Below are 18529 nucleotides of genomic sequence, written 5' to 3' on the forward strand. Positions count from 1 at the left end.
TCCTTTCGGGACCGTCTTGCGCTGTGCGCCGTTGGTGCGGTCCTGCTCATCGTTGAGAGTGGAGGTGGGACTGGACTGCTGGTTCGGTTGCGTATCGGTGGGCTGGTTACGTGTCAGCGAGGGTTGCGTAGAGGTCGGTCAGCCGGGCAAACCCGGCCAGGTCGTCCGGGAGCGTGCCGGCGCTGAGATGGGTCTTCAGCCGCCGCCACGCCGCCCGGTGGGCGGATTCGTACAGGGTGGGAAGCAAAAGTTGGCCGTGGGCCCCGGTGACCCTGACTTCGGCGGGCCATGCGGCGTCCGGATCCGGGACCTGGACGTCCACGCCGCCGTCGGCCGTGTAGAGGTGGATCCCGACGCCGGCCGGGCGGGCTGCGGTGAGTACGCCCTGGGCGGTGAACGGTGCGCCGTTGGCCAGCCGGCCGGTGGCGGTGTACCCGGTGGTGCCGCTGCGGAGGACGCTGACGCCGTGGAGCTGTCCGCTGACGGCGAGCACGGCGGCGAGGTGCCGGGCCAGGAGCCGCTGCACGTCCGTGCCCGGGGCTGCCGTGGCAACACTGTCCAGCAACGATGCCGTGCCCAGGGCGCTGCGAACAGCGTCGCGGGCGTCGGGGTCGCCGCTTCCGCTGACCAGCGCGGGGTTGGAAGCCCAGTGGAGATCGAGAACGACGGCGGCACCGGCTGCCCGGGCAGCGTCCGCCAACTGCGTGGTTTCCTCGGGGACGGGATCCACCACCAGGATGCCGCGCGGCCCGGAGTCGATGGCCCGGGCGGCTTCCGTGGTCCAGCCCGCTTCGCCGGCGATCACCACAACGTCAGGCGCCCGGTCCTCCGTCGGGGGGCCGAAGGTCGCCGGCAGGGAGGCAACTGCCAGGGCTACCGCGCCTGCTTCTTCGGCCCGCGGCGTTGCTGTCACTGTGTACGCGCTCATGCGGTGGCTCCTGCCGTTTCCGTGGCGGCCGCGTGTCCTGTGGCAACGTCCTGCACCGTGGCCGCGGAGATGGCCAGGGCGAAGGTGAGGTCGTCGATCAGGGCCTGGGCGGAGGGGGCCGGGCGCGTGCCGCGGGCCAGTTCAGCCAGTTCACGCCACTCGCCTTCGTAGCCGTTGTGGCCGTACGGACCGAAGGTGCTGGTTTCGCTGACCCGGGAGAACGTGGCGACGGCGGAGCCGGCCTGGACGTAGGACGGAGTGAAGTCGATCCGCAGCGCGGAGTCGTCACCGATGGCCTCGAAGGTCCACTCGGGCTTCCAGGTGCTGTTCATGACGGCACGCAGTTCGATGACGCGGGTGGGGGTCCTGAGTGAGACGGCGTAACCGAACGGCCGGACGTGCCGCGCCTGGAGCACCTCGATCTCATCGAAGTCCGGGGTGAAGCGCCGCACCAGGGGCAGGTCGTGGATGGCCAGGCCCATGATGCCGCCCTGCATCATGGCCTTGATGACCTCGACGTCCGAATAGTCGGGCGTGCCGGTGGTGGGGCGGGTAATGATCTCGGTGGCGAAGTCTTCGAAGCGGGCGTTCGGCGGGAGGACGATGGAGGAGCGGATGGTGTGCGCCTGTGCGGGAAGATCGCCCCAGTTCTGTTCCGCCGCGAGCCAGCCGGGGTCGAATGTATGCATGGCCCCCACCACGATCGGGACCCCCGTCGCGGCGCTGACTTCGGCGATCCTGGCTGCCTCCTCACCGTTCATGGCGAAGGGCTTCTCGCAGAGGACGGCTTTCTTGCCGGCCCGGCAGGCGGCAATGACCTGGTCCGCGTGGAACTGGTGGGGGCTGCAGATCGCCACGATGTCCACGCCTGGATCACCCAGCAGGGCCTCCAGGCTGGTGCTGGATGCAGCCCCGACCCGGGCCGCCACCGAAGAGGCCACGGCCGGGTCCACGTCCATGATGTGCCGTACTTCCAGGGTGTCCCGGAGCCGTGCCAGTGCCGGGAGGTGGATGGCCTGGGTGACGGGCCCGGCGCCGAGGATGCCGACGCCCAGGGGCCGGTCTGCTGGCGCTGCGATGTGGGACAAGTTCAACTACCTCTTTGTAAGCGGACTCTGGAGTACCGGAGGGATCAGTGCGGCGGATGGTTGCCATCGGAACCGCAAATGTGCCTTGAGTCACAACGTAGAACTACTTTTGACGCGCGTCAAGCAAAAGTTGTTTGTTGCGCGTCATTCTTCTGGCGTGGTGACAGCAGTAAGTAACAGTGTTATGACTTAGACATGACTTCACCGACGGGCAGGCAGGCCGGAAAAGACTCCGATGTCGGCAGCCTGTCGCGTGCCGGGGACCTGTTCCAGCTGCTCCGCGACGGCAGGGCCCGCACCCGCGCCGAACTTGCCCTGAGCACGGGGCTGGCCCGCTCCACGGTGGCCTCCCGGATCGATGCGCTCATGCTGTCCGGCCTGGTGGGCCCGGCAGGGGAAGCCCTCTCCAGCGGCGGCAGGCCGCCGTCGCGCTTTGCCTTCAACCCCGCAGCGCGCCTGGTGCTGGCCGTGGACGTGGGTGCCACTCACGTCATCGTCGCGGTCACCGACCTCGGCGGGAAGATCCTTGCCGAACACCGGCTCGAGCAGCAGGTGGCCGACGGTCCGGAGGCCGTGCTGGACCAGGTGGTGGCCCAGGGCAAGGAGCTCCTCGCTTCGGCGGGACGCAGCGTCGCAGAACTTGCCGGAATCGGCATCGGACTGCCCGGCCCCGTGGAACATGACACCGGCAAACCGGTGAAGCCGCCCATCATGCCGGGCTGGGACGGGTTCGACGTGGTCAGCTACGTCCAGCGGTCCCTGCCCGTCCACGTGCTGGTGGACAACGACGTGAACATCATGGCCTTGGGGGAGCAGTCCGCACACTGGCCGGAGCACAACAACTTTTTCTTCGTCAAGGTGGCCACCGGCATCGGCTCCGGCATCATCAGCAACGGCGAGCTGCAACGCGGTGCCAACGGCACGGCGGGCGACCTGGGGCACGTGCAGGTGGCCCGGGGCGCGGATGTCCTCTGCGCCTGTGGAAACTACGGGTGCCTGGAGGCACTCGCGTCAGGTCCCGCCGTCGCGCGTTCCTTGCGGGAGCACGGACTGGACGTCGGGAGGGGCGCGGACGTGATCCGGCTCGCCGCAGACGGCAACCTGCAGGCCATCCAGGCGCTGCGCCAGGCAGGCCGGGACATCGGTGAGGTCCTGGCCACCGTGGTCAACCTGCTCAATCCGTCCGTGATTGTGGTGGGCGGCAGCTTTGGTGAGACGGGGGAGCACGTGGTGGCCGGCATCCGCGAAGTGGTGTACCGGCGCTCGCCCCCGCTGGCCACCTCACACCTGCGCATCAGCGTCTCCCGCGCCGGAAGCCAGGCTGGCGTGCTGGGGGCAAGCCAGCTGGTCACCCAGTACGTGCTCTCGCCCGCCATCATCGAAGCCACCCTGGCCGGCGCCATCGCCGGGTGACGCCGGAGGATCCCCGGCGCCACCTGGCGGTCAGCCTAACGCCTCCGCTTCGGGCTCCGGGGCCTCAGTCAGGAGCAGCGCGGTTCCGCCATAGGCGGGCAGCTCCAGGAAGAAGCTGTGCAGGTCATCCACCTGCCCCACGGTTTCGCCGCTGAACAGGTCCTGGACATTGGCGCCGGACGGCAGTTCGTTGGACTGGATGCTGCCGGCGATGTCCTGCCCGGAGAAGTTCAGCGCGGTGACCTGCAGGGCCCCGTCCTTCAGCCGGTTGACCAGCACCAGCGCGGCGCGGTTGGAGACCTCGGGGACGTCCAGCAGGGTGCCCGTGGCGATGCCGTTTTCTTCCCGGACGGCGAGGATCCGCTGGAGGCGGCGGGCGAAGGAGTCCTGGTCCTGCAACTGGTCCGGCAGGGATCCGTACAGGCTGCGGGCCCGCGGCATCCCGGCCGAGGAGTTGGTGGCGTCCGGGCTGGTCCCCATGAGGTCGTGCGCGCCCCGGTTGATCCAGCGCGTATCGCCCTGCGACGTGAGTTCGCGGACGCTGCTGCGGTCCAGGGCCATGATGCCGGTCAGGTCCCAGCCGGAAAGGGCAAAGACGCCGGGCTGGAGCGCGTTGTACATGGCCAGCAGCAGGTGGACGTCCCGGATCTGCGCCTCCTGCTCCGCGGTTACTGTGGCCGGGTCCTTGATTCCCAGGGCCGCCATGATGAAGCTGACGGTAGTGCAGGCAATGCCGTTGGTGGTGAACACGGCGTTGTACGGCGCATTCTCCCCGGTGAGCTGGTCCCGCAGGGTCTGCTGCACATTCTCGGCCAGCTGGGCGCCGGTGAGTTCCTCACCGTTGAGCTCGAACATCTCGTCCCGGTGTCCGGCAGCGAAGTGCAGCAGCTCGTAGGTGAGTTCGTCATGGTTCTGGAGTGCGTGCACCAGTGAGGCCTGGTCCACCCCGATTTCCATGGACAGCCGGAGGGTCAGCCGCAGGAACTCGGTGTCGGCCGTGACCAGGGCGTAGTGGTACGCCGGCCGGGTGATGAAGTCGTAGGAAAGGTCCGGGCCGGACTCCGACGTTGCCTTGATGTCGTCAATGGTCAGGTTCAGCTCCTGGAAGGAGAACCCGCCCACCTTGCGGATCATGGACCCGATGAGCTGGTTGGCGGCCTCGGACAGCGGGTGCCCCTCGGACCAGCCGGGCTGCTCCTCCGCGCTCTTCTCGACGCCCAGGAAGCCGTTGGCGTCCAGGCGGAGCGCTCCCGTGCCCAGGTCCACCAGCGAGTGCAGGGCATCGCCCACCACCAGGCGCATGCCGGCGAACGTGGGGTCAAGCCAGTTGATGGAGGGCTGGCCGGCCTTGAAGTAGTGCAGGTAGACCCAGCGGCGGGTCTTTCCGGTGGTGTCCACGATGGGCCGCGTGGCGCTCCAGTTGGTCTCCTTGACTCCGGGCTCGTAGAAGATGACCCGCTGCAGGCGGCCGATGATATAGCCGGCTTTCTGCAGGGCCTGCTCGGAGTCGGGGCTGAGGTTGACCGAGTCCGCCCCCTCCGGGACGTCCGGGAGCAGGTTCCAGTCCTCTTCCGGGATGTCCACCATGTGGTAGATCCCGGGGTAGTCCCGGAAGTTCATCTCGGCCAGGCGGAAGTCCGCGCCCTTGCCGGTGTGGCCGGGGACGATGTCATCGATCACCGTGCCCTCGTGCTCAGCCGCGACCTCGCACATGCTGCGGAACTCTTCTTCGGTGCCGAAGACCGGATCGATCGCCATGCTGATGCGGTCAAAGTGGCCGTCAACGCTGGGCGTGTGGGACCAGCCGCTGATGCCGCCGGCGAGCTTCACGGGTCCGGTGTGGATCCCACGGATTCCGATTTCGCGGAAAGCCTTCCACATTTCGGGGTCGCCCAGGGCGGAGAGGAAGGACTGCCCGGTCCGGGTGATGAAGGACAGCGGGTAGGCGGTGAACCATACGGAGGCGCGTTCGACGGCGGCCCGCGGGTTGGGATGGGCATACGAGTTCTGCCACATGCTGGCCTGGCCGGACAGCTGCCGTGCCAGCGTATTCGCATCCCCGAGCATGGCCTGGTTGCGCAGCCACTCCACATACGCGGCGTTCCGTCCGTCGAATTCGAAGGACGGCCTGCTGCCCACGAACTGCCGCCGGCGCGCGATGGGCCGCAGCGCCTTGGGCCGGGCAGCGAAGAACTGCTCGTCGAAAGTAACCTCCAGGTCCGGTGACGGCTCCGCAGCGCCCTCTTCCACTTCCGCATTGCCCGCGGCGGCTGCATCCGCTTCTGAAGTACGCTCGCTGGTGCCCGGCTCCCGCATAAGCTCCTCTTTCCGTTGCTCGTTTCCGTGCTGGCATGGATGCCCCACGACCCCTTGCCCAAGGTCAGGTACCCAAGCGAGCAGGGAGTATTCGGTGTTCCCCCTCCCGATGCTACTGCGCAGCCGAGCCTGCGGAAGGGACACCGGCGCGCCGCTCCTCCCTAAACCCGCGAAACCCCCTGTTTTACCCGTTTCCCCCACCAACGCCTCAAAGGGGTCGTATTCTTAGAGCAAAGGTTTTGCAGTGGGCCGAAGCGCTGATAGCAGGGCTGGAGCATGGCCGCTGATCCCACGGGGCAGGTTGGCTGGGGACCGCTTCCAGTTACCCCGGAGCCGGTATTCGACAGCAAAGACGTCGAAGACTACCTCTGGGAAGTCACCCGCGACTTCATGACGGGTATCAAAGGTGAGCGCCGCGGCCTCGGCTGGGCGGCCACCCTCTTTCGCCTGGGCAAAGCACGTACCCTCGCGGCCAGCACCGAGCAGGCGCGCGAGGCCGACCGCGAACAATGCTCGTTTGCCGACGGGCCGGTCATGGAAGCCGTGCGCACCGGGGAATTCGTCCTGCTGTCCGACCTGGGCCGGGACCGGCGCTGGCCCGGCTATTCCAGCGCCGCCGCCGGCCATGGCGTGCAGTCCCTGCTCTCCGTCCCCATCCTTACCGAAGGCGCCACGAGCGCTGCCATCACCCTGTACGCAGCGGCCCCGCATTCCTTCACCAGCGATGACCTGGTGCAGAGCCAAAGCTATGCACACCAGGTTTCGCGGGCCCTGCGCGTCGTCGTCCGCACGGCGGAGCGGGCGGAGGCAACGGCCGGCCTCGCCGTCGTCCAAAGCTCCCTGATCCTGGTGGACCTGGCGGTGCGCAGCCTCATGAACGAATACGGACTCACCCGCGAGGGTGCACTGCGGTTCCTGCAGACGCAGGCGCTGCACCACGAAGTGGACCTGCGGGACGCGGCACTGAACGTTGTGGCCCCCGGCGGCGTGGACCGCGGGGGCGGGCAGGTTCCAGCGCGGCGGCAGGAAACGTACGACGGCGTGGCGGAGCTTCCGCGCCCGTCGGCGGCGGGGCGGGACTTTCCAACCGGAAAGTCGCCCCGGAAGGAAGCTGCGGCGGGGAAGGAACCCCCGCCGGCGGCGGAAGGGAGGACGGCATGACCATCGAGAAGCAGGAGCTGCGCTCCGTCGCCGAAGGACCGGACAGACATCCCTGGCACCGGTTCGTTGCCCTGGGGGACTCCTACACCGAAGGAATTGGCGATCCCGAGCCGAACAGCCTGGGCGGCCTCCGTGGTTGGGCTGACCGGGTGGCCGAGGAACTCGCCGACAGCCAGCCGGACTTCGCCTACGCCAACCTGGCGATCCGGGGCTTCCTTCTGCAGCAGATCCTCGACGTGCAGCTGGAGCCGGCCCTGGCACTGAAACCCGACCTGATCGCCATGTCCGGCGGCGGTAACGACATCGTGTTCCGCCACGGCGATCCGGACAAGCTGGCGGAAAAGATCGACGAGGCCGTCGGCATCCTTTCAGGCACCGGTGCCACGGTGCTGCTCTACGCAGGTCCGGACTGGGGCGACACTCCTGTCTTCGGCAAGATCCGCGGACGCGTGGCGATCTATAACGAGCACCTGCACAGGATCGGCGCGCGGCACCACGCCATCATGGTGGACCTGTGGTGCCTGCCGGAGCTTCAGCACGCACTGATGTGGGACCCGGACCGGCTGCACCTGTCCCCGCTGGGCCATCACTCCGTGGCCGTGGCCACCCTGAATGCACTGGGGGTAGCGCACGCCCTCAAGCCGCTCCAGCCGCGGCCGCTTCCGGCCCATGGGTGGACACAGGCCCGGGCCGAGGACCTGGTGTGGGCGCGGCAGTACTTTGTGCCGTGGGTACTGAAGCAGTTGCTTCCCCGGCATGCTGAAGGACTGGCGGCGAAGCGGCCGCAGCCGGCGCCCGTGTTTGGCCTGGGCCGCCCGGGGCCATTCCCGCCCGGGCACCCGGTGGCAGGCCGGAATCCGGGAATGGCGGGCGGCCCCGCACCGGAGGGGCAGGCAGCGTAGCCCTCTGTCCGGCGCGCCGTGTGGAACTCCTGCCCGGCGCCGGCAGGCAGTGCCGGCGTCAGGTCCTGCTGGCGTCCCTGGCCAACGCGATGAGTGCGGGGACCCCTGCCACGATGGCCGGGACGGCCAACAGCAGGCCGTACCCCGGCTGGGTTGCTGACATTACTGCTGCAATGACAGACGCAGCGAGGGCGCCGATGAGCGCCACGGACCACGGCCTCCGGCGGTCCCTGGCGTTGAAGAACAGGAAACCCCCGAGGCCGGCTGTGGCCACGGCGAGAGCGATGACCGTCCCGGAAACAATGGCCGGCCCGGGGCCCGGAGCGTCCTTGAGCTGGTCAATGAGCGCCACGGGTACTGCAAGCATCCAGCTGCCCAAAAGGAATGCGATGACGCAGGCCGCCAAGCGGCCTTTGGGCACCGGGTCCAGGGTGTGGATCTGCTCCGGCGGCAGGTCGGACTGCTGGACGTGGCGGTGGTTTGCCGCTGTATTCAGCCTCAACGCTTCCGCGGGCCCCGCTTCGCTGCCGCGTTCAGCGCCGACTTCACGGCGGGAGGCAGGACGCCCTGTTCCGTTTCGGGCTCCGCCACCGTTCCACGCGCCTTCGCGATGGCTTTCATGCCGTGGTAGATCACCAGCGCGGCAGCGGATCCCAGGGCAATGCCGGTGAACTTCAGGTCCCCGATGGTCCAGGTGTAGTCGGCGATGCCAATGATCAGGGCGACGGCGGCGGTGGTCAGGTTGACGGGGTTGGAGAAGTTCACCTTGCTCTGCACCCAGATCTTCACGCCCAGGATGCCGATCATGCCGTAGAGCATGGTGGCCGCGCCGCCCAGCACCCCGGCCGGGACGGTCGCAATCAGTTCACCAAACTTCGGCGAGAAGCTGAGCAGGATGGCGAACATACCCGCAACCCAGTAGGCCGCCGTCGAATACACCTTGGTGGCAGCCATGACACCGATGTTCTCCGCGTAGGTGGTGGTGCCCGAGCCGCCGCCAAAGCCGGCCAGCACGGTGGCGGCGCCGTCCGCCATCAGCGCCCGTCCGGAGACACCGTCGAGGTTCTGGCCCGTCATGGCGGCGACCGACTTCACGTGGCCGATATTCTCCGCCACCAGCACCAGGACCACGGGGACGAACAGGCCCAGCACGCCAATATGGAACTCGGGGGTCTGGAAGTGCGGCAGGCCGATCCAGGCTGCGGCGTCCATCTTGTCGTACTTCACCTCGCCGCGGAGCATGGCCACCAGGTAGCCCACCACCACGCCCACCAGGATGCTGAGCCGCCCCAGGATTCCGCGGAACAGGACGCTGACCAGGATGATGGTGACGAGCGTGACCAGGGCGGTGATGGGGGCGGCGTCGAAGTTCTGCTTCGCGGCGGGGGCCAGGTTCAGCCCGATCAGCGCCACAATGGCGCCGGTGACGATGGGCGGCATCAGCCGGTTGATCCAGCCGGCGCCGAACTTCTGCACCACCGCACCCACCAGGGCCAGCGTGGCGCCGGCGAGGACCACGCCGCCCAGGGCTCCGGGGATCCCGAACTGCGCCTGCGAGGCGGTAATGGGAGCGATGAACGCAAAGCTTGAGCCCAGGTAGCTGGGCACCCGGCCCTTGGTGATCACCAGGAACAGCAGCGTCCCGATGCCGGAGAAGAACAACGTGGTGGCAGGCGGCATCCCGGTAATGATGGGAACCAGGAAGGTGGCGCCGAACATGGCCACCACGTGCTGCATGCCCACGCCGATGGTCAGGGGCCACGCCAGCCGCTCATCCGGGGCCACCACCTGGCCGGGCTTGATGGTTTTGCCGGTGCCGTGCAGCTTCCATTTGATTCCGAGCATGCTCATGGGAAGGAATGCCTTTCAAGGGGGTGCCGCGAAGGGGCGAAGATCAACTCGGTCCAGAATACCGCCAAGTATTTCCCGCGGCCTGCTGTGGCCAAGGTCACCAGGCGTCACGGGAAGAGGAGGAAAGCACTTGAAGTTGCAACTATGGACAGCAACAGAGGCCACCCCGGCAGGCGGGCGGCGCAGCGAAAGGTAAGCCAATGACCATTGCCCACGAAGAAGCGGTTATCGATTCGGCAGCCGTCGACGCCATCTTTGCCCAGGCCCGCACCGCCAACTCGTTCACCGGTGAGGTGACCGAGGAACAGGCCCAGGCTATCTACGAGCTCACCAAGTTCGGCCCCACCGCGTTCAACTCCCAGCCGCTGCGCGTCACCTACGTCCGCTCGGCCGAGGCCCGCGCCACCCTGGTGGATGCCCTGTCCCGCGGCAACCAGGCCAAGACGGCCTCCGCCCCGCTCGTGGCCATCCTCAGCTACGACACTGACTGGGCGGGCAAGTGGGACAACTTCCTCCCCGGCTACAACGCCCCCAAGGCCATGTACGACGCCGATCCGGCCTTGGCTGCCGCCACGGGCAACAACAACGCCCACCTGCAGGCCGGCTACTTCATCCTGGCTGTCCGATCGCTCGGCTTCGCCGCCGGCCCCATGACGGGCGCCGACTTCGCCGCGATCGACGCTGCCTTCTTCCCGGCCGGCGACCAGAAGAGCTTCATGGTGGTCAACATCGGCCAGCCCGGTGAGGGAGCCTGGGGCGAGGCCAAGCCCAAGTACTCCTACGGCGAGGCCGTCCGCACCGTCTAACCCTCCCCGACGCGCCATCACTTCCTGCCCCCTTTTCCCCAACGCCCCATCACCTACTGATGGGGCGTTCGGGTTTTAAGGGCGGGAGGTGATGGGGCGTTGGATTTTTATGGGCGGGAGGTGATGGGGCGTCTGAGGGGGGAGTGGGAGACTGGGGCATGCCGATGCGGAACCTGATCTTCGTGGCGTTCGTCGAACCCGTGGCCGAAGGCCAGGTCTTCCTGCGGACGGACTGGCCGCTGCACATCACGCTGGTGCGGTTTGACGTGAGGCTCGACGCCGGCGCTGCCGCCACCACAAACGCCCAGGACCCCGCGGACGTCGCGGAAAGCATCGCCGGGCTTGCTGATGCGCCGATCGCCGCTGCGCTGGGTGCCGCGCTCACGGTGGGGGAGGACGCGGCGTTCGGCCGCAACGACTCGGTACCGGTCAACCTCATCAAGCCCCAGCCGGATCTGCAGGCCCTGCACGTGCAGTTGGTTTCTGTCGTCGACGGCGTGCGCGGCAGGATCCTGACGCCCGCGCACACCCTTGCCGGTTACCGCCCCCACGTCTCGCACCACGGTGGCAAACGCCTCCACCCGGGCGACGCCGTCGTGCTTGACCGCGTCGCCCTGGTGGACATGGCTCCCGACGGCGACCACACCATCAGGCGCGTCCTCCGGCTGTGGTGCCGCGAAGGTGAGAGCTAGGCGATGACGCTGTCCACCAGCGCCTTGGCCTCCGCCTGCACCTGCTTCAGGTGCTCCTCGCCCTTGAAGGACTCGGCGTAGATCTTGTACACGTCCTCGGTGCCGGACGGGCGGGCAGCGAACCAGGCGTTCTCGGTGACCACCTTCAGGCCGCCGATGGGTGCGCCGTTGCCGGGGGCCTCGGTGAGCTTGGCGGTGATCTCTTCGCCGGCCAGTGAGGTGGCAGTGACGTCCGCGGCGGACAGCTTGCCCAGCTTTGCCTTCTGCTCACGTGTTGCGGCGGCGTCGATCCGGGCGTAGACGGGGGCGCCGAACTGGTCGGTCAGGCCCTTGTACAGCTGCGACGGGGACTTGCCCGTGACCGCGGTGATCTCGGACGCCAGCAGGGCCAGCAGGATGCCGTCCTTGTCCGTGGTCCACACGCTGCCGTCCAGCTTGTTAAAGGACGCGCCGGCGGATTCCTCGCCGCCGAACGCACCTTCACCGGACAGCAGGCCGGGAACGAACCACTTGAAGCCCACTGGGACCTCCACGAGCTTGCGGCCCAGGCTCTGCGCCACGCGGTCGATGATGGAGGAGGACACCAGGGTCTTGCCCACCACCGAGGCCGGGTTCCAGCCGCTGCGGTTGCGGTAAAGGTAGTCGATGGCTACGGCGAGGTAGTGGTTGGGGTTCATCAGGCCGCCGTCAGGGGTGACGATTCCGTGGCGGTCGGCGTCGGCGTCATTGCCGGTGGCGACATCGAAGGTGGATCCGCCGGCAGCCATCCGCTGGATCAGCGATGCCATGGCGGACGGCGATGAGCAGTCCATCCGGATCTTCTCGTCCCAGTCCAGGGTCATGAACGCCCACTGCGGATCCACCGTGGGGTTCACCACGGTGAGGTCCAGGTGGTGGCGCTCGGCGATCTCGCCCCAGTAGTCCACGGAGGCCCCGCCCATGGGGTCGGCGCCGATCCGGACGCCGGCCTCGCGGATGGCGTCCAGGTTCAGGACGGACGGAAGATCGTCCACGTAGCTGGAGAGGAAATCGAACTTTCCGGTGGTGTCCGCGGACTGTGCGTCGCCCAGCGGAATCCGCTTCACGCCGCGCAGGCCGTTTTCCAGCAGCTCATTGGCCCGGTTGGCGATCCAGCCCGTGGCGTCCGAGTCAGCCGGGCCGCCGTGCGGGGGGTTGTACTTGAAGCCGCCGTCGGCCGGCGGGTTGTGGCTGGGCGTCACCACGATGCCGTCAGCCTGCGGGGCCCCGGGCGCCGCCTTCCGGTTGTAGGTGAGGATGGCGTGGCTCAGTGCCGGCGTGGGGGTGTAGCCGTGCCGGGCATCGACCAGTACCTGGACGCCGTTGGCGGCGAGGACCTCGAGGGCCGAGTTCTGTGCCGGCTCGCTCAGCGCGTGGGTGTCCTTTGCCAGGAACAGCGGACCGGTGACGCCCTGCGCCGCCCGGTACTCCACGATGGCCTGGGTGATGGCCACGATGTGCTGCTCGTTGAAGGAGGCCTTGAGGCTGGATCCCCGGTGCCCGGATGTCCCGAACACCACGCGCTGGCCGGGATCACTGAGGTCCGGCGCGATGTCGTAATACGCGTCAAGGAGCGCAGTGATGTCAACAAGGTCCTGGGGTTGGGCAACTGTACCCGCGCGGCTAGCCATGGCTCCAGCATGCCAGAAGCTGGCAGGAGTCGAAACGATCCGCCCAGAATCCGGACGCTGTGACCTGCTGTGACGGACGCAAACCAAGTAGTCAACCTGAGTACACGGCCGCAAAAGTACCTATATACCGGGCCTTCCGTGCCCTGCTAATTTCAAGAAAATTCCACGAGAACACGCGAAAGGAACGGACGACGGCGGGCCGCCGGCGTCGTCCTGTCCGGCAAGGAAACGGGGACGTCCAATGGGGGCAGGAGACGGGGCAGCGGAACAGTCCAGGCTTGCTGCCGAGCGCGTTGCACGGTTGAAGCGGCGGCTGGACCAGGCCGAACATTCCACCAAGGCATGGGACGCCGGTGCGGTGGGGGAGCGGATGGTGGCCGACAAGCTCAGCGAGCTGGTTCCCCGCGGGTGGTACGTACTCCACGATGTCCATTGGCCGGGCAGGCCCAAGGCAAACCTGGACCATGTCCTGGTGGGTCCGGGCGGCGTGGTGGTGGTGGATTCGAAGAACTGGACCGGTGAGGTGCGGGTAGCCTCCGGTGTCCTGTGGCAGGGCCGTTATGCGCGGACCCAGGCGGTGGAGGGCGCCCTGGCCCAGTGCGCCGCCGTGGCCTCGGTGCTGCCGCCCCCGCACCGCAGATTGGTGCGTCCCCTCATCTGCATGGCGGCCCAGCCGGACCTCTTCGGCGTGACGGCGTCGGACGTTGCCGTGGCCGGTTCCCAGCGGGTTGTCGGTGCCATCGAGGCGTTGCCTGCCGTCCTCGACCAGCAGGCAGTCGTGGGCCTCTATGAGGAGCTGGGCCGGCAGCTTACGCATGAGCAGGAGCCGGGCATCACGGCCCTGCGCAACGTGCGCCCGGGAACGGTGGTGCGCCCGGCAGGTGCGCTGCCCCCAGCCGGCCCCACGGTGCCCCCGGCACGTAAAACCGGATCCGGCGACGAGGCCGCCAGGGCCCGCAGTGCAGCGCGGCACCCCGCCGGCCGGGCCCTTCCGCCACGGGAAACACCGGCAGGCCAGGGGGCCAGTGGGACGGCTGGGGTGCCGGCAAAAAAGCGGTCAGCGCGACCGGCCGGTCCGGGGCGCCACGGCCGGAACGCCAAAGCGCAGCAGCACGGCAGTACCAGCGGAGGAAAGCTGGCGCTGCTGGCTGCATTCGTCATTTTCGCCGTCTATATCCTGCCCTACTTGGCCCGTTAGCTTCCCGGCCGCCGCCCCCGGGCTGCAGCAGGGTTCCGGCGGCCGTCCGGACAGCCGCGCCCAGCCGCGCGAGCCGGTCTGAATCCAGGGCCCAGGCCTGCCAGTAGAGGGCCACATCCTGGTGGGTGTCCTCCTCCAGCCGGACCAGGACGCCGTCGGCCAGTTCGCCGGTGAGTTGAAGCTCCGGGATCATTCCCCAGCCCAGGCCGGCCGTGACGGCTGCCAGGAACCCCTGGGAAGAAGGCACGGTGTGCGTGGGGGGAAGTCCAGGCACGCTCTTCCCGGTGAGCAGCTGCTGCTGAAGCGTGTCCTTCGTGTTGAATTTCAGCACCGGCATTGCCGCCCAGTCCACCCTGCCGGAGGCGGAAAAGCGGCGGCGCAGCGCGGGGGTGGCCACCGGGATGTAACGCATGGATCCCAGCAGCTCAACGCGGCACCCGCTGACCGGGACGGGGTCGGACGTCACCGCGCCCATCACCGCACCGTCGCGGAGCAGCTGGCTGCTGTAGCCCTGGTCCTCCACATGGAGGTCCAAGGCAGAGTCCTCCCAGCCCGCGGCCTGGTGCAGGACCGGAATGAACCACGTGGCCAGCGAGTCGGCGTTCACGGCCACCGGCAGGTGGGCCCGGGCCGGTGACCCCGCCCCCAGCGCTGCTGACGTTTCCGCCTCGAGTACCTGCACCTGCCGGGCCATCCGCAGCATCAGCGCACCGGCGTCCGTGGCGGTACAGGGCACCCGGCGGCGTACCAGGACCTGGCCCACGGATGCTTCCAGCGCCTTGATCCGCTGGCTCACCGCGGACGGCGTGATCCGGAGCAGGTCCGCCGCGGCCTCAAAGGTTCCTTCGTCCATGACCGCGACGAGGGCTTTCAAGTGCTCGAGATTCATGAAGACATTCTAATGACAACCAAGAATCCGTTATTTGCCTTCACTGAGCGGGAATCTTACGGTCATTGGTATGTGGGCTGCAGGAATTACGGGAATGCTGACCGGGCTGGCGCTGATCGTGGCGATCGGCGCCCAGAATGCCTTTGTGCTGCGCCAAGGTATCCGCCGGGAGCACGTTGGCCCAGTGGTGGCCGTCTGCATGGCAGGTGACGCCCTGCTGATCGTGGCCGGCACGGCGGGTATCGGGGCGCTGGTTACCCGGTTCCCTGGAGTGCTGGAAGTCCTGCGCTGGGCGGGAGCCGCCTACCTGCTGTGGTTCGCGGTGCGGTCCTTTATGGCTGCGGCCAGGCCTGCCGCGCTGGCGGAACAGGCGCCCAGGTCCAGGAATTCGGTCATCGCAACCACGGCGGCCCTGACATTCCTCAACCCGCATGTCTACCTGGACACCGTGGTGCTGCTGGGCAGCCTTGCCAACCAGCAGGGTCCTGACCTGCGCTGGACTTTCGCCGGCGGCGCCGTGGCCGGAAGCGTCCTGTGGTTTTCAGTCCTCGGGTACGGGGCGCGGGCGCTCGCAGGAGTGCTGGCAAGCCCCCGCACCTGGCGGTGGATCGACGCGGCCATCGGCGTCCTGATGGTGGTCCTGGCCCTCCGTCTGATCCTGCACTGAAGTAGGCTGTAGCCAGATTCGCAGGGGAGGAATCATGACCAACCAGCCGTCCCAGGGGCCCGATTACCAGCGTCCCGAAAACCAGCCCAACGGTTCGCCATGGCCCGGGTACCAGCCACCGGCCCAGTACGGGCAGGCCCAGTACAACCAGCCGCAGTACGGACAGGCACCATATAGCCAGGCCCAGTATGGCCAGCCCCAGTATTTCGGCCAGCCGTCCTACTACGGCGGAACTGTGGAACCGAAGACCCTGAGCATCGCCAGCATGGTCTGCGGCATCGCCTCGGTCATCATGGGCTGGCTGTTGCTTCCCCAGTTCGCCGCCATCATCACCGGCCACTTGGCACTGCGCCGCGAACCCTCGGGCAAGGGGATGTCCATTACCGGCCTGGTGCTGGGCTACCTCTGCCTGCTGGGGTACGGGGCGCTCTGGCTGCTGTTCATCATTGGCGTGGCCGTCGCCGGCACCGCCGGGTCAAACACCGGCACGTTCTAACCGGCAGGTGCCAGGCGCGCCGATCCGGCACGAAAGGCGGCCCGGGCACCCGCGCCAGGACCGCCGTCGTGCTTACGGAAACAGCGCCCCTTACCCCTTCACTGCCGCGGGGGCCGGCACCTCGAGCGGCCCGTCCGGGTAGATGGACGCCGCCGGGGCGCGGTTGGTTGCCTTGGCCCAGGGGTAGTAGATGGCCAGGGTGGCAACGATCCCCACGAGCCAGGAGATGTCCGCGCCGCCCAGCAGCTTGGTGACCGGGCCGGTATACAGCGACTGCGCCAGGAACGGGACCTGGATGACGACGCCGATTCCATAGGAGACCAGGGCGGCGGCGTTCCAGCGGCCGTAACGTCCGTCCGGGTTGTAGAGGGCTGGGATGTCCAGCCGGTCGCGGGAGATCTTGTAGTAGTCCACGAGGTTGATCACGGACCAGGGGGTGAACACCATGAGCAGCAGGAGCACGAAGTTCTTGAACAGGTTCAGGAAGTCCTTGCTGGCGAACAGCGCGATGAGGACGCTGGCGCCGATGACGGCCACGATGAACGCGATCCGGACGGCTTTGGAGACGGTGTCCCGGCGGTTAACGGCGGTGCTGATGGTGACGCCGCACATGAAGGCGCCGTAGGCGTTGAGGCAGTTCACGGTCAGCTTGCCCGTGACGATCATCAGGTAGATGAAGATGGCGATCAGGCCGCCGCCGGCAAGGTCTCCCATGTACCCCACCTGGTTCTTCAGGAAGTCCCCGCCGAGTTTGGCGGCGGACAGGCCGCCGGCCAGGGCACCCAGGGTCATGGCCCACTGCGCGCCGCCCACCGAGCCCGCGAAGGTGTACCAGAACGTCTTGCGCTCCGAGGTGTCGGCCGGGAGGTAGCGGGAGTAGTCGGCCACGTACGGGCCGAAGGTCAGCTGCCAGCCGGCACCCAGGGCAATGGCGGTCAGGAAGGTGGGCCATTCGAAGCCCTTGACCATCATCACCTGGGTGACATCGAACTTGGTGACGACGGCGACTGTCAGGTACAGGAACCCGGCCAGGCCCAGCACGGTGGCGATGCGGCCCAGCGCATGGATGTACTTGTAGCCCAGGATGGCCAGCAGGGCGGTGGCGGCACCGAAGATGAGGATCCCGACGGCGGGAGTGTCCACTCCCAGCATGAGGTTGATGGCCTGCCCCGAGAGGACGGTGCCCGTGGAGGCGAACCCCACGTACATCAGGATGACCAGCGCCAGCGGGATCACGGCTCCGTAGACGCCGAACTGGGCGCGGCTGGAGATCATTTGGGGCAGCCCCAGTTTGGGGCCCTGGGCAGAGTGGAGGGCCATGACGGCGCCGCCCAGCACGTTGCCCACCAGCAGGCCCACGATGGCCCAGAAGGCATCCGCCCCGAATACCACCGCGAGGGCGCCATCCACGATGGCGGTGATCTGCGCGTTGGCGCCGAACCACAGCGTGAACTGGCCCCGCGGGTGGCCGTGGCGCTCACCCGGCGGGATCATGTCGATCGAACGTGCCTCTACGGCGGTACTGCCTCCGGCCATGGCCAAACTCCTCAGCGATGAAAACGTAAGGTCCATCACATCGGTTTTCGCGCCGCGGAAACACCGCCATTCAGGCGCAGCTGTCCGGGGAGCCAGACAGCCCGGCGTGTCGCCGCGGGGTGCCCGGTGCGTGCGGCTGCTAGCGGAGCAGCTCCACGTCGGAGACGAGCTCGATGTGCGCCAGCATGGCGTCGGCCGCTGCCGCAGCGTCCTGCGCACGTACGGCATCCGCGATCTTCCGGTGCGACGCCAGCGACTGTTCCGGCCTGCCGGGCTGGCCCAGGGATTCCATCCTCGTTTCCAGGATCATCTCCGCGATGAAAGCCATCAGCTGTGCCAGCACCGACGAATGCGCTGCGCCGGTGATCGCCTGGTGGAACAGCTCGTCACCGTGGGTGCCGCGGTCGCCGTCACTGATTTCCTGTGCCATGACGTCCAGGGCCTTGTCGATCGCGGCGAGGTCCTGGTCTGTCCGGCGTTCCGCGGCAAGGGCGGCAAGCTTCACTTCCAGGGTGCTGCGGGCTTCCACGATTTCCGGCAGCCGGCTCTGGTGTTCACGCAGGCCCTTGACCACCGAGGCGACGCTGGGCCTCCGGGCCAGGACCGCTCCGGTGCCGTGTTGCACGTCAATGACGCCCAGGACCTCAAGGGCCACAAGTGCCTGGGCGAGAGTGGCGCGGGAGACGCCCAGCCGCTCGGCAAGGTCGCGCTCGGCCGGCAGCAGGTCGCCGGGCTTCAGCTGGGCGGACTCGATATAGGCAAGGATCTGTTCCACCAGCTGCTCGTACAGCCGTGGCCGCGTCACGCGTTCCAGGCCCAGCCGTGCTGTCTTCTCCACAAAGCCCTCCCTTGGGTCTACCGGTCCAGAATACCGCCTTCATCTATTGACAGATAGACTCACTGTCTAAGAGGCTAGTCCAGTGAGCCAGTAACTCAC

The 18529-nt window shown here is 67.8% G+C and carries 17 protein-coding genes; 8 read left to right on the forward strand and 9 right to left on the reverse strand.

What is annotated here, in order from left to right; genetic code table 11:
- Window positions 1-106: 106 nt before the first annotated feature.
- On the reverse strand, window positions 107-928 hold the full coding sequence (locus MRBLMD1_RS07505; protein WP_364398568.1) for a hypothetical protein: 822 nt from the start codon (window positions 926-928) through the stop codon (window positions 107-109).
- Window positions 925-2016, reverse strand: coding sequence for a Gfo/Idh/MocA family protein (locus MRBLMD1_RS07510; RefSeq protein ID WP_414703683.1), 1092 nt, complete (start codon window positions 2014-2016; stop codon window positions 925-927). Before MRBLMD1_RS07510 ends, MRBLMD1_RS07505 begins: the two co-directional genes overlap by 4 nt.
- 195 nt (window positions 2017-2211) lie before the next feature.
- Here MRBLMD1_RS07510 and MRBLMD1_RS07515 point away from each other — a divergent pair, with 195 nt between their 5' ends.
- Window positions 2212-3429: an ROK family transcriptional regulator gene (locus MRBLMD1_RS07515; RefSeq protein ID WP_224024168.1), complete on the forward strand. Its 1218-nt coding sequence runs from the start codon at window positions 2212-2214 to the stop codon at window positions 3427-3429.
- Window positions 3430-3459: 30 nt separating this feature from the next.
- On the opposite strand, the gene treS is transcribed toward MRBLMD1_RS07515, so the two are convergent.
- On the reverse strand, window positions 3460-5745 hold the full coding sequence (gene treS / locus MRBLMD1_RS07520) for a maltose alpha-D-glucosyltransferase (RefSeq protein ID WP_364398573.1): 2286 nt from the start codon (window positions 5743-5745) through the stop codon (window positions 3460-3462).
- A gap of 276 nt (window positions 5746-6021) precedes the next feature.
- Between treS and MRBLMD1_RS07525 the strand changes: the two genes are divergently transcribed.
- On the forward strand, window positions 6022-6906 hold the full coding sequence (locus tag MRBLMD1_RS07525; RefSeq protein ID WP_364398575.1) for a GAF domain-containing protein: 885 nt from the start codon (window positions 6022-6024) through the stop codon (window positions 6904-6906).
- Window positions 6903-7808: an SGNH/GDSL hydrolase family protein gene (locus MRBLMD1_RS07530; RefSeq protein ID WP_364398577.1), complete on the forward strand. Its 906-nt coding sequence runs from the start codon at window positions 6903-6905 to the stop codon at window positions 7806-7808. Before MRBLMD1_RS07525 ends, MRBLMD1_RS07530 begins: the two co-directional genes overlap by 4 nt.
- A gap of 58 nt (window positions 7809-7866) precedes the next feature.
- Here MRBLMD1_RS07530 and MRBLMD1_RS07535 read toward each other — a convergent pair whose 3' ends face one another.
- Entirely contained in the window at window positions 7867-8310 is a 444-nt protein-coding gene (locus tag MRBLMD1_RS07535; protein ID WP_364398579.1) for a hypothetical protein, read from the reverse strand.
- The gene (locus tag MRBLMD1_RS07540; protein ID WP_159634544.1) at window positions 8307-9659 is read right to left on the reverse strand and encodes a uracil-xanthine permease family protein; all 1353 of its coding nucleotides are present in this window, start codon (window positions 9657-9659) and stop codon (window positions 8307-8309) included. The genes MRBLMD1_RS07535 and MRBLMD1_RS07540 overlap by 4 nt, the downstream gene beginning before the upstream one ends.
- A 200-nt stretch (window positions 9660-9859) precedes the next feature.
- Between MRBLMD1_RS07540 and MRBLMD1_RS07545 the strand changes: the two genes are divergently transcribed.
- On the forward strand, window positions 9860-10465 hold the full coding sequence (locus MRBLMD1_RS07545) for a malonic semialdehyde reductase (protein ID WP_364398582.1): 606 nt from the start codon (window positions 9860-9862) through the stop codon (window positions 10463-10465).
- Between the two features lie 164 nt (window positions 10466-10629).
- On the forward strand, window positions 10630-11157 hold the full coding sequence (locus tag MRBLMD1_RS07550; RefSeq protein WP_364399314.1) for a hypothetical protein: 528 nt from the start codon (window positions 10630-10632) through the stop codon (window positions 11155-11157).
- Here MRBLMD1_RS07550 and pgm read toward each other — a convergent pair.
- Complete coding sequence (gene pgm, locus MRBLMD1_RS07555) at window positions 11154-12806, reverse strand: phosphoglucomutase (alpha-D-glucose-1,6-bisphosphate-dependent) (protein WP_159634495.1); 1653 nt, start codon at window positions 12804-12806, stop codon at window positions 11154-11156. The genes MRBLMD1_RS07550 and pgm overlap by 4 nt on opposite strands.
- A 241-nt stretch (window positions 12807-13047) precedes the next feature.
- On the opposite strand from pgm, the gene MRBLMD1_RS07560 reads away from it, so the two are divergent.
- The gene (locus tag MRBLMD1_RS07560; RefSeq protein WP_364398585.1) at window positions 13048-14004 is read left to right on the forward strand and encodes a nuclease-related domain-containing protein; all 957 of its coding nucleotides are present in this window, start codon (window positions 13048-13050) and stop codon (window positions 14002-14004) included.
- Here MRBLMD1_RS07560 and MRBLMD1_RS07565 read toward each other — a convergent pair.
- Complete coding sequence (locus MRBLMD1_RS07565) at window positions 13964-14893, reverse strand: LysR family transcriptional regulator ArgP (RefSeq protein ID WP_364398587.1); 930 nt, start codon at window positions 14891-14893, stop codon at window positions 13964-13966. The two genes, MRBLMD1_RS07560 and MRBLMD1_RS07565, sit on opposite strands and share 41 nt — an antisense overlap.
- A gap of 94 nt (window positions 14894-14987) precedes the next feature.
- On the opposite strand from MRBLMD1_RS07565, the gene MRBLMD1_RS07570 reads away from it, so the two are divergent.
- Window positions 14988-15560, forward strand: a complete 573-nt coding sequence (locus MRBLMD1_RS07570) for a LysE/ArgO family amino acid transporter (RefSeq protein ID WP_364399316.1) — start codon at window positions 14988-14990, stop codon at window positions 15558-15560.
- Window positions 15561-15594: 34 nt separating this feature from the next.
- Window positions 15595-16056, forward strand: coding sequence for a DUF4190 domain-containing protein (locus MRBLMD1_RS07575; protein WP_159634486.1), 462 nt, complete (start codon window positions 15595-15597; stop codon window positions 16054-16056).
- A 90-nt stretch (window positions 16057-16146) separates the two neighbouring features.
- Here the strand turns inward: MRBLMD1_RS07575 and MRBLMD1_RS07580 are convergent, their stop codons facing one another.
- Window positions 16147-17592, reverse strand: coding sequence for a purine-cytosine permease family protein (locus tag MRBLMD1_RS07580; protein WP_364398590.1), 1446 nt, complete (start codon window positions 17590-17592; stop codon window positions 16147-16149).
- Between the two features lie 139 nt (window positions 17593-17731).
- On the reverse strand, window positions 17732-18430 hold the full coding sequence (locus MRBLMD1_RS07585) for a FadR/GntR family transcriptional regulator (protein WP_275181449.1): 699 nt from the start codon (window positions 18428-18430) through the stop codon (window positions 17732-17734).
- Window positions 18431-18529 lie beyond the last annotated feature (99 nt).

It is taken from the genome of Pseudarthrobacter sp. LMD1-1-1.1, assembly GCF_040676255.1.
Lineage (GTDB): Bacteria > Actinomycetota > Actinomycetes > Actinomycetales > Micrococcaceae > Arthrobacter.

Bases quoted from the DNA above. Each gene is read 5' to 3' on its own strand.
- MRBLMD1_RS07515 (WP_224024168.1), top strand. From the start codon at position 2,212: ATGACTTCACCGACGGGCAGGCAGGCCGGAAAAGACTCCGATGTCGGC.
- MRBLMD1_RS07530 (WP_364398577.1), top strand. From the start codon at position 6,903: ATGACCATCGAGAAGCAGGAGCTGCGCTCCGTCGCCGAAGGACCGGAC.
- MRBLMD1_RS07575 (WP_159634486.1), top strand. From the start codon at position 15,595: ATGACCAACCAGCCGTCCCAGGGGCCCGATTACCAGCGTCCCGAAAAC.
- MRBLMD1_RS07525 (WP_364398575.1), top strand. From the start codon at position 6,022: ATGGCCGCTGATCCCACGGGGCAGGTTGGCTGGGGACCGCTTCCAGTT.
- MRBLMD1_RS07545 (WP_364398582.1), top strand. From the start codon at position 9,860: ATGACCATTGCCCACGAAGAAGCGGTTATCGATTCGGCAGCCGTCGAC.
- MRBLMD1_RS07550 (WP_364399314.1), top strand. From the start codon at position 10,630: ATGCGGAACCTGATCTTCGTGGCGTTCGTCGAACCCGTGGCCGAAGGC.
- MRBLMD1_RS07570 (WP_364399316.1), top strand. From the start codon at position 14,988: ATGCTGACCGGGCTGGCGCTGATCGTGGCGATCGGCGCCCAGAATGCC.
- MRBLMD1_RS07565 (WP_364398587.1), bottom strand. From the start codon at position 14,893: ATGAATCTCGAGCACTTGAAAGCCCTCGTCGCGGTCATGGACGAAGGA.
- treS (WP_364398573.1), bottom strand. From the start codon at position 5,745: ATGCGGGAGCCGGGCACCAGCGAGCGTACTTCAGAAGCGGATGCAGCC.
- pgm (WP_159634495.1), bottom strand. From the start codon at position 12,806: ATGGCTAGCCGCGCGGGTACAGTTGCCCAACCCCAGGACCTTGTTGAC.
- MRBLMD1_RS07560 (WP_364398585.1), top strand. From the start codon at position 13,048: ATGGGGGCAGGAGACGGGGCAGCGGAACAGTCCAGGCTTGCTGCCGAG.
- MRBLMD1_RS07580 (WP_364398590.1), bottom strand. From the start codon at position 17,592: ATGGCCGGAGGCAGTACCGCCGTAGAGGCACGTTCGATCGACATGATC.
- MRBLMD1_RS07505 (WP_364398568.1), bottom strand. From the start codon at position 928: ATGAGCGCGTACACAGTGACAGCAACGCCGCGGGCCGAAGAAGCAGGC.
- MRBLMD1_RS07540 (WP_159634544.1), bottom strand. From the start codon at position 9,659: ATGAGCATGCTCGGAATCAAATGGAAGCTGCACGGCACCGGCAAAACC.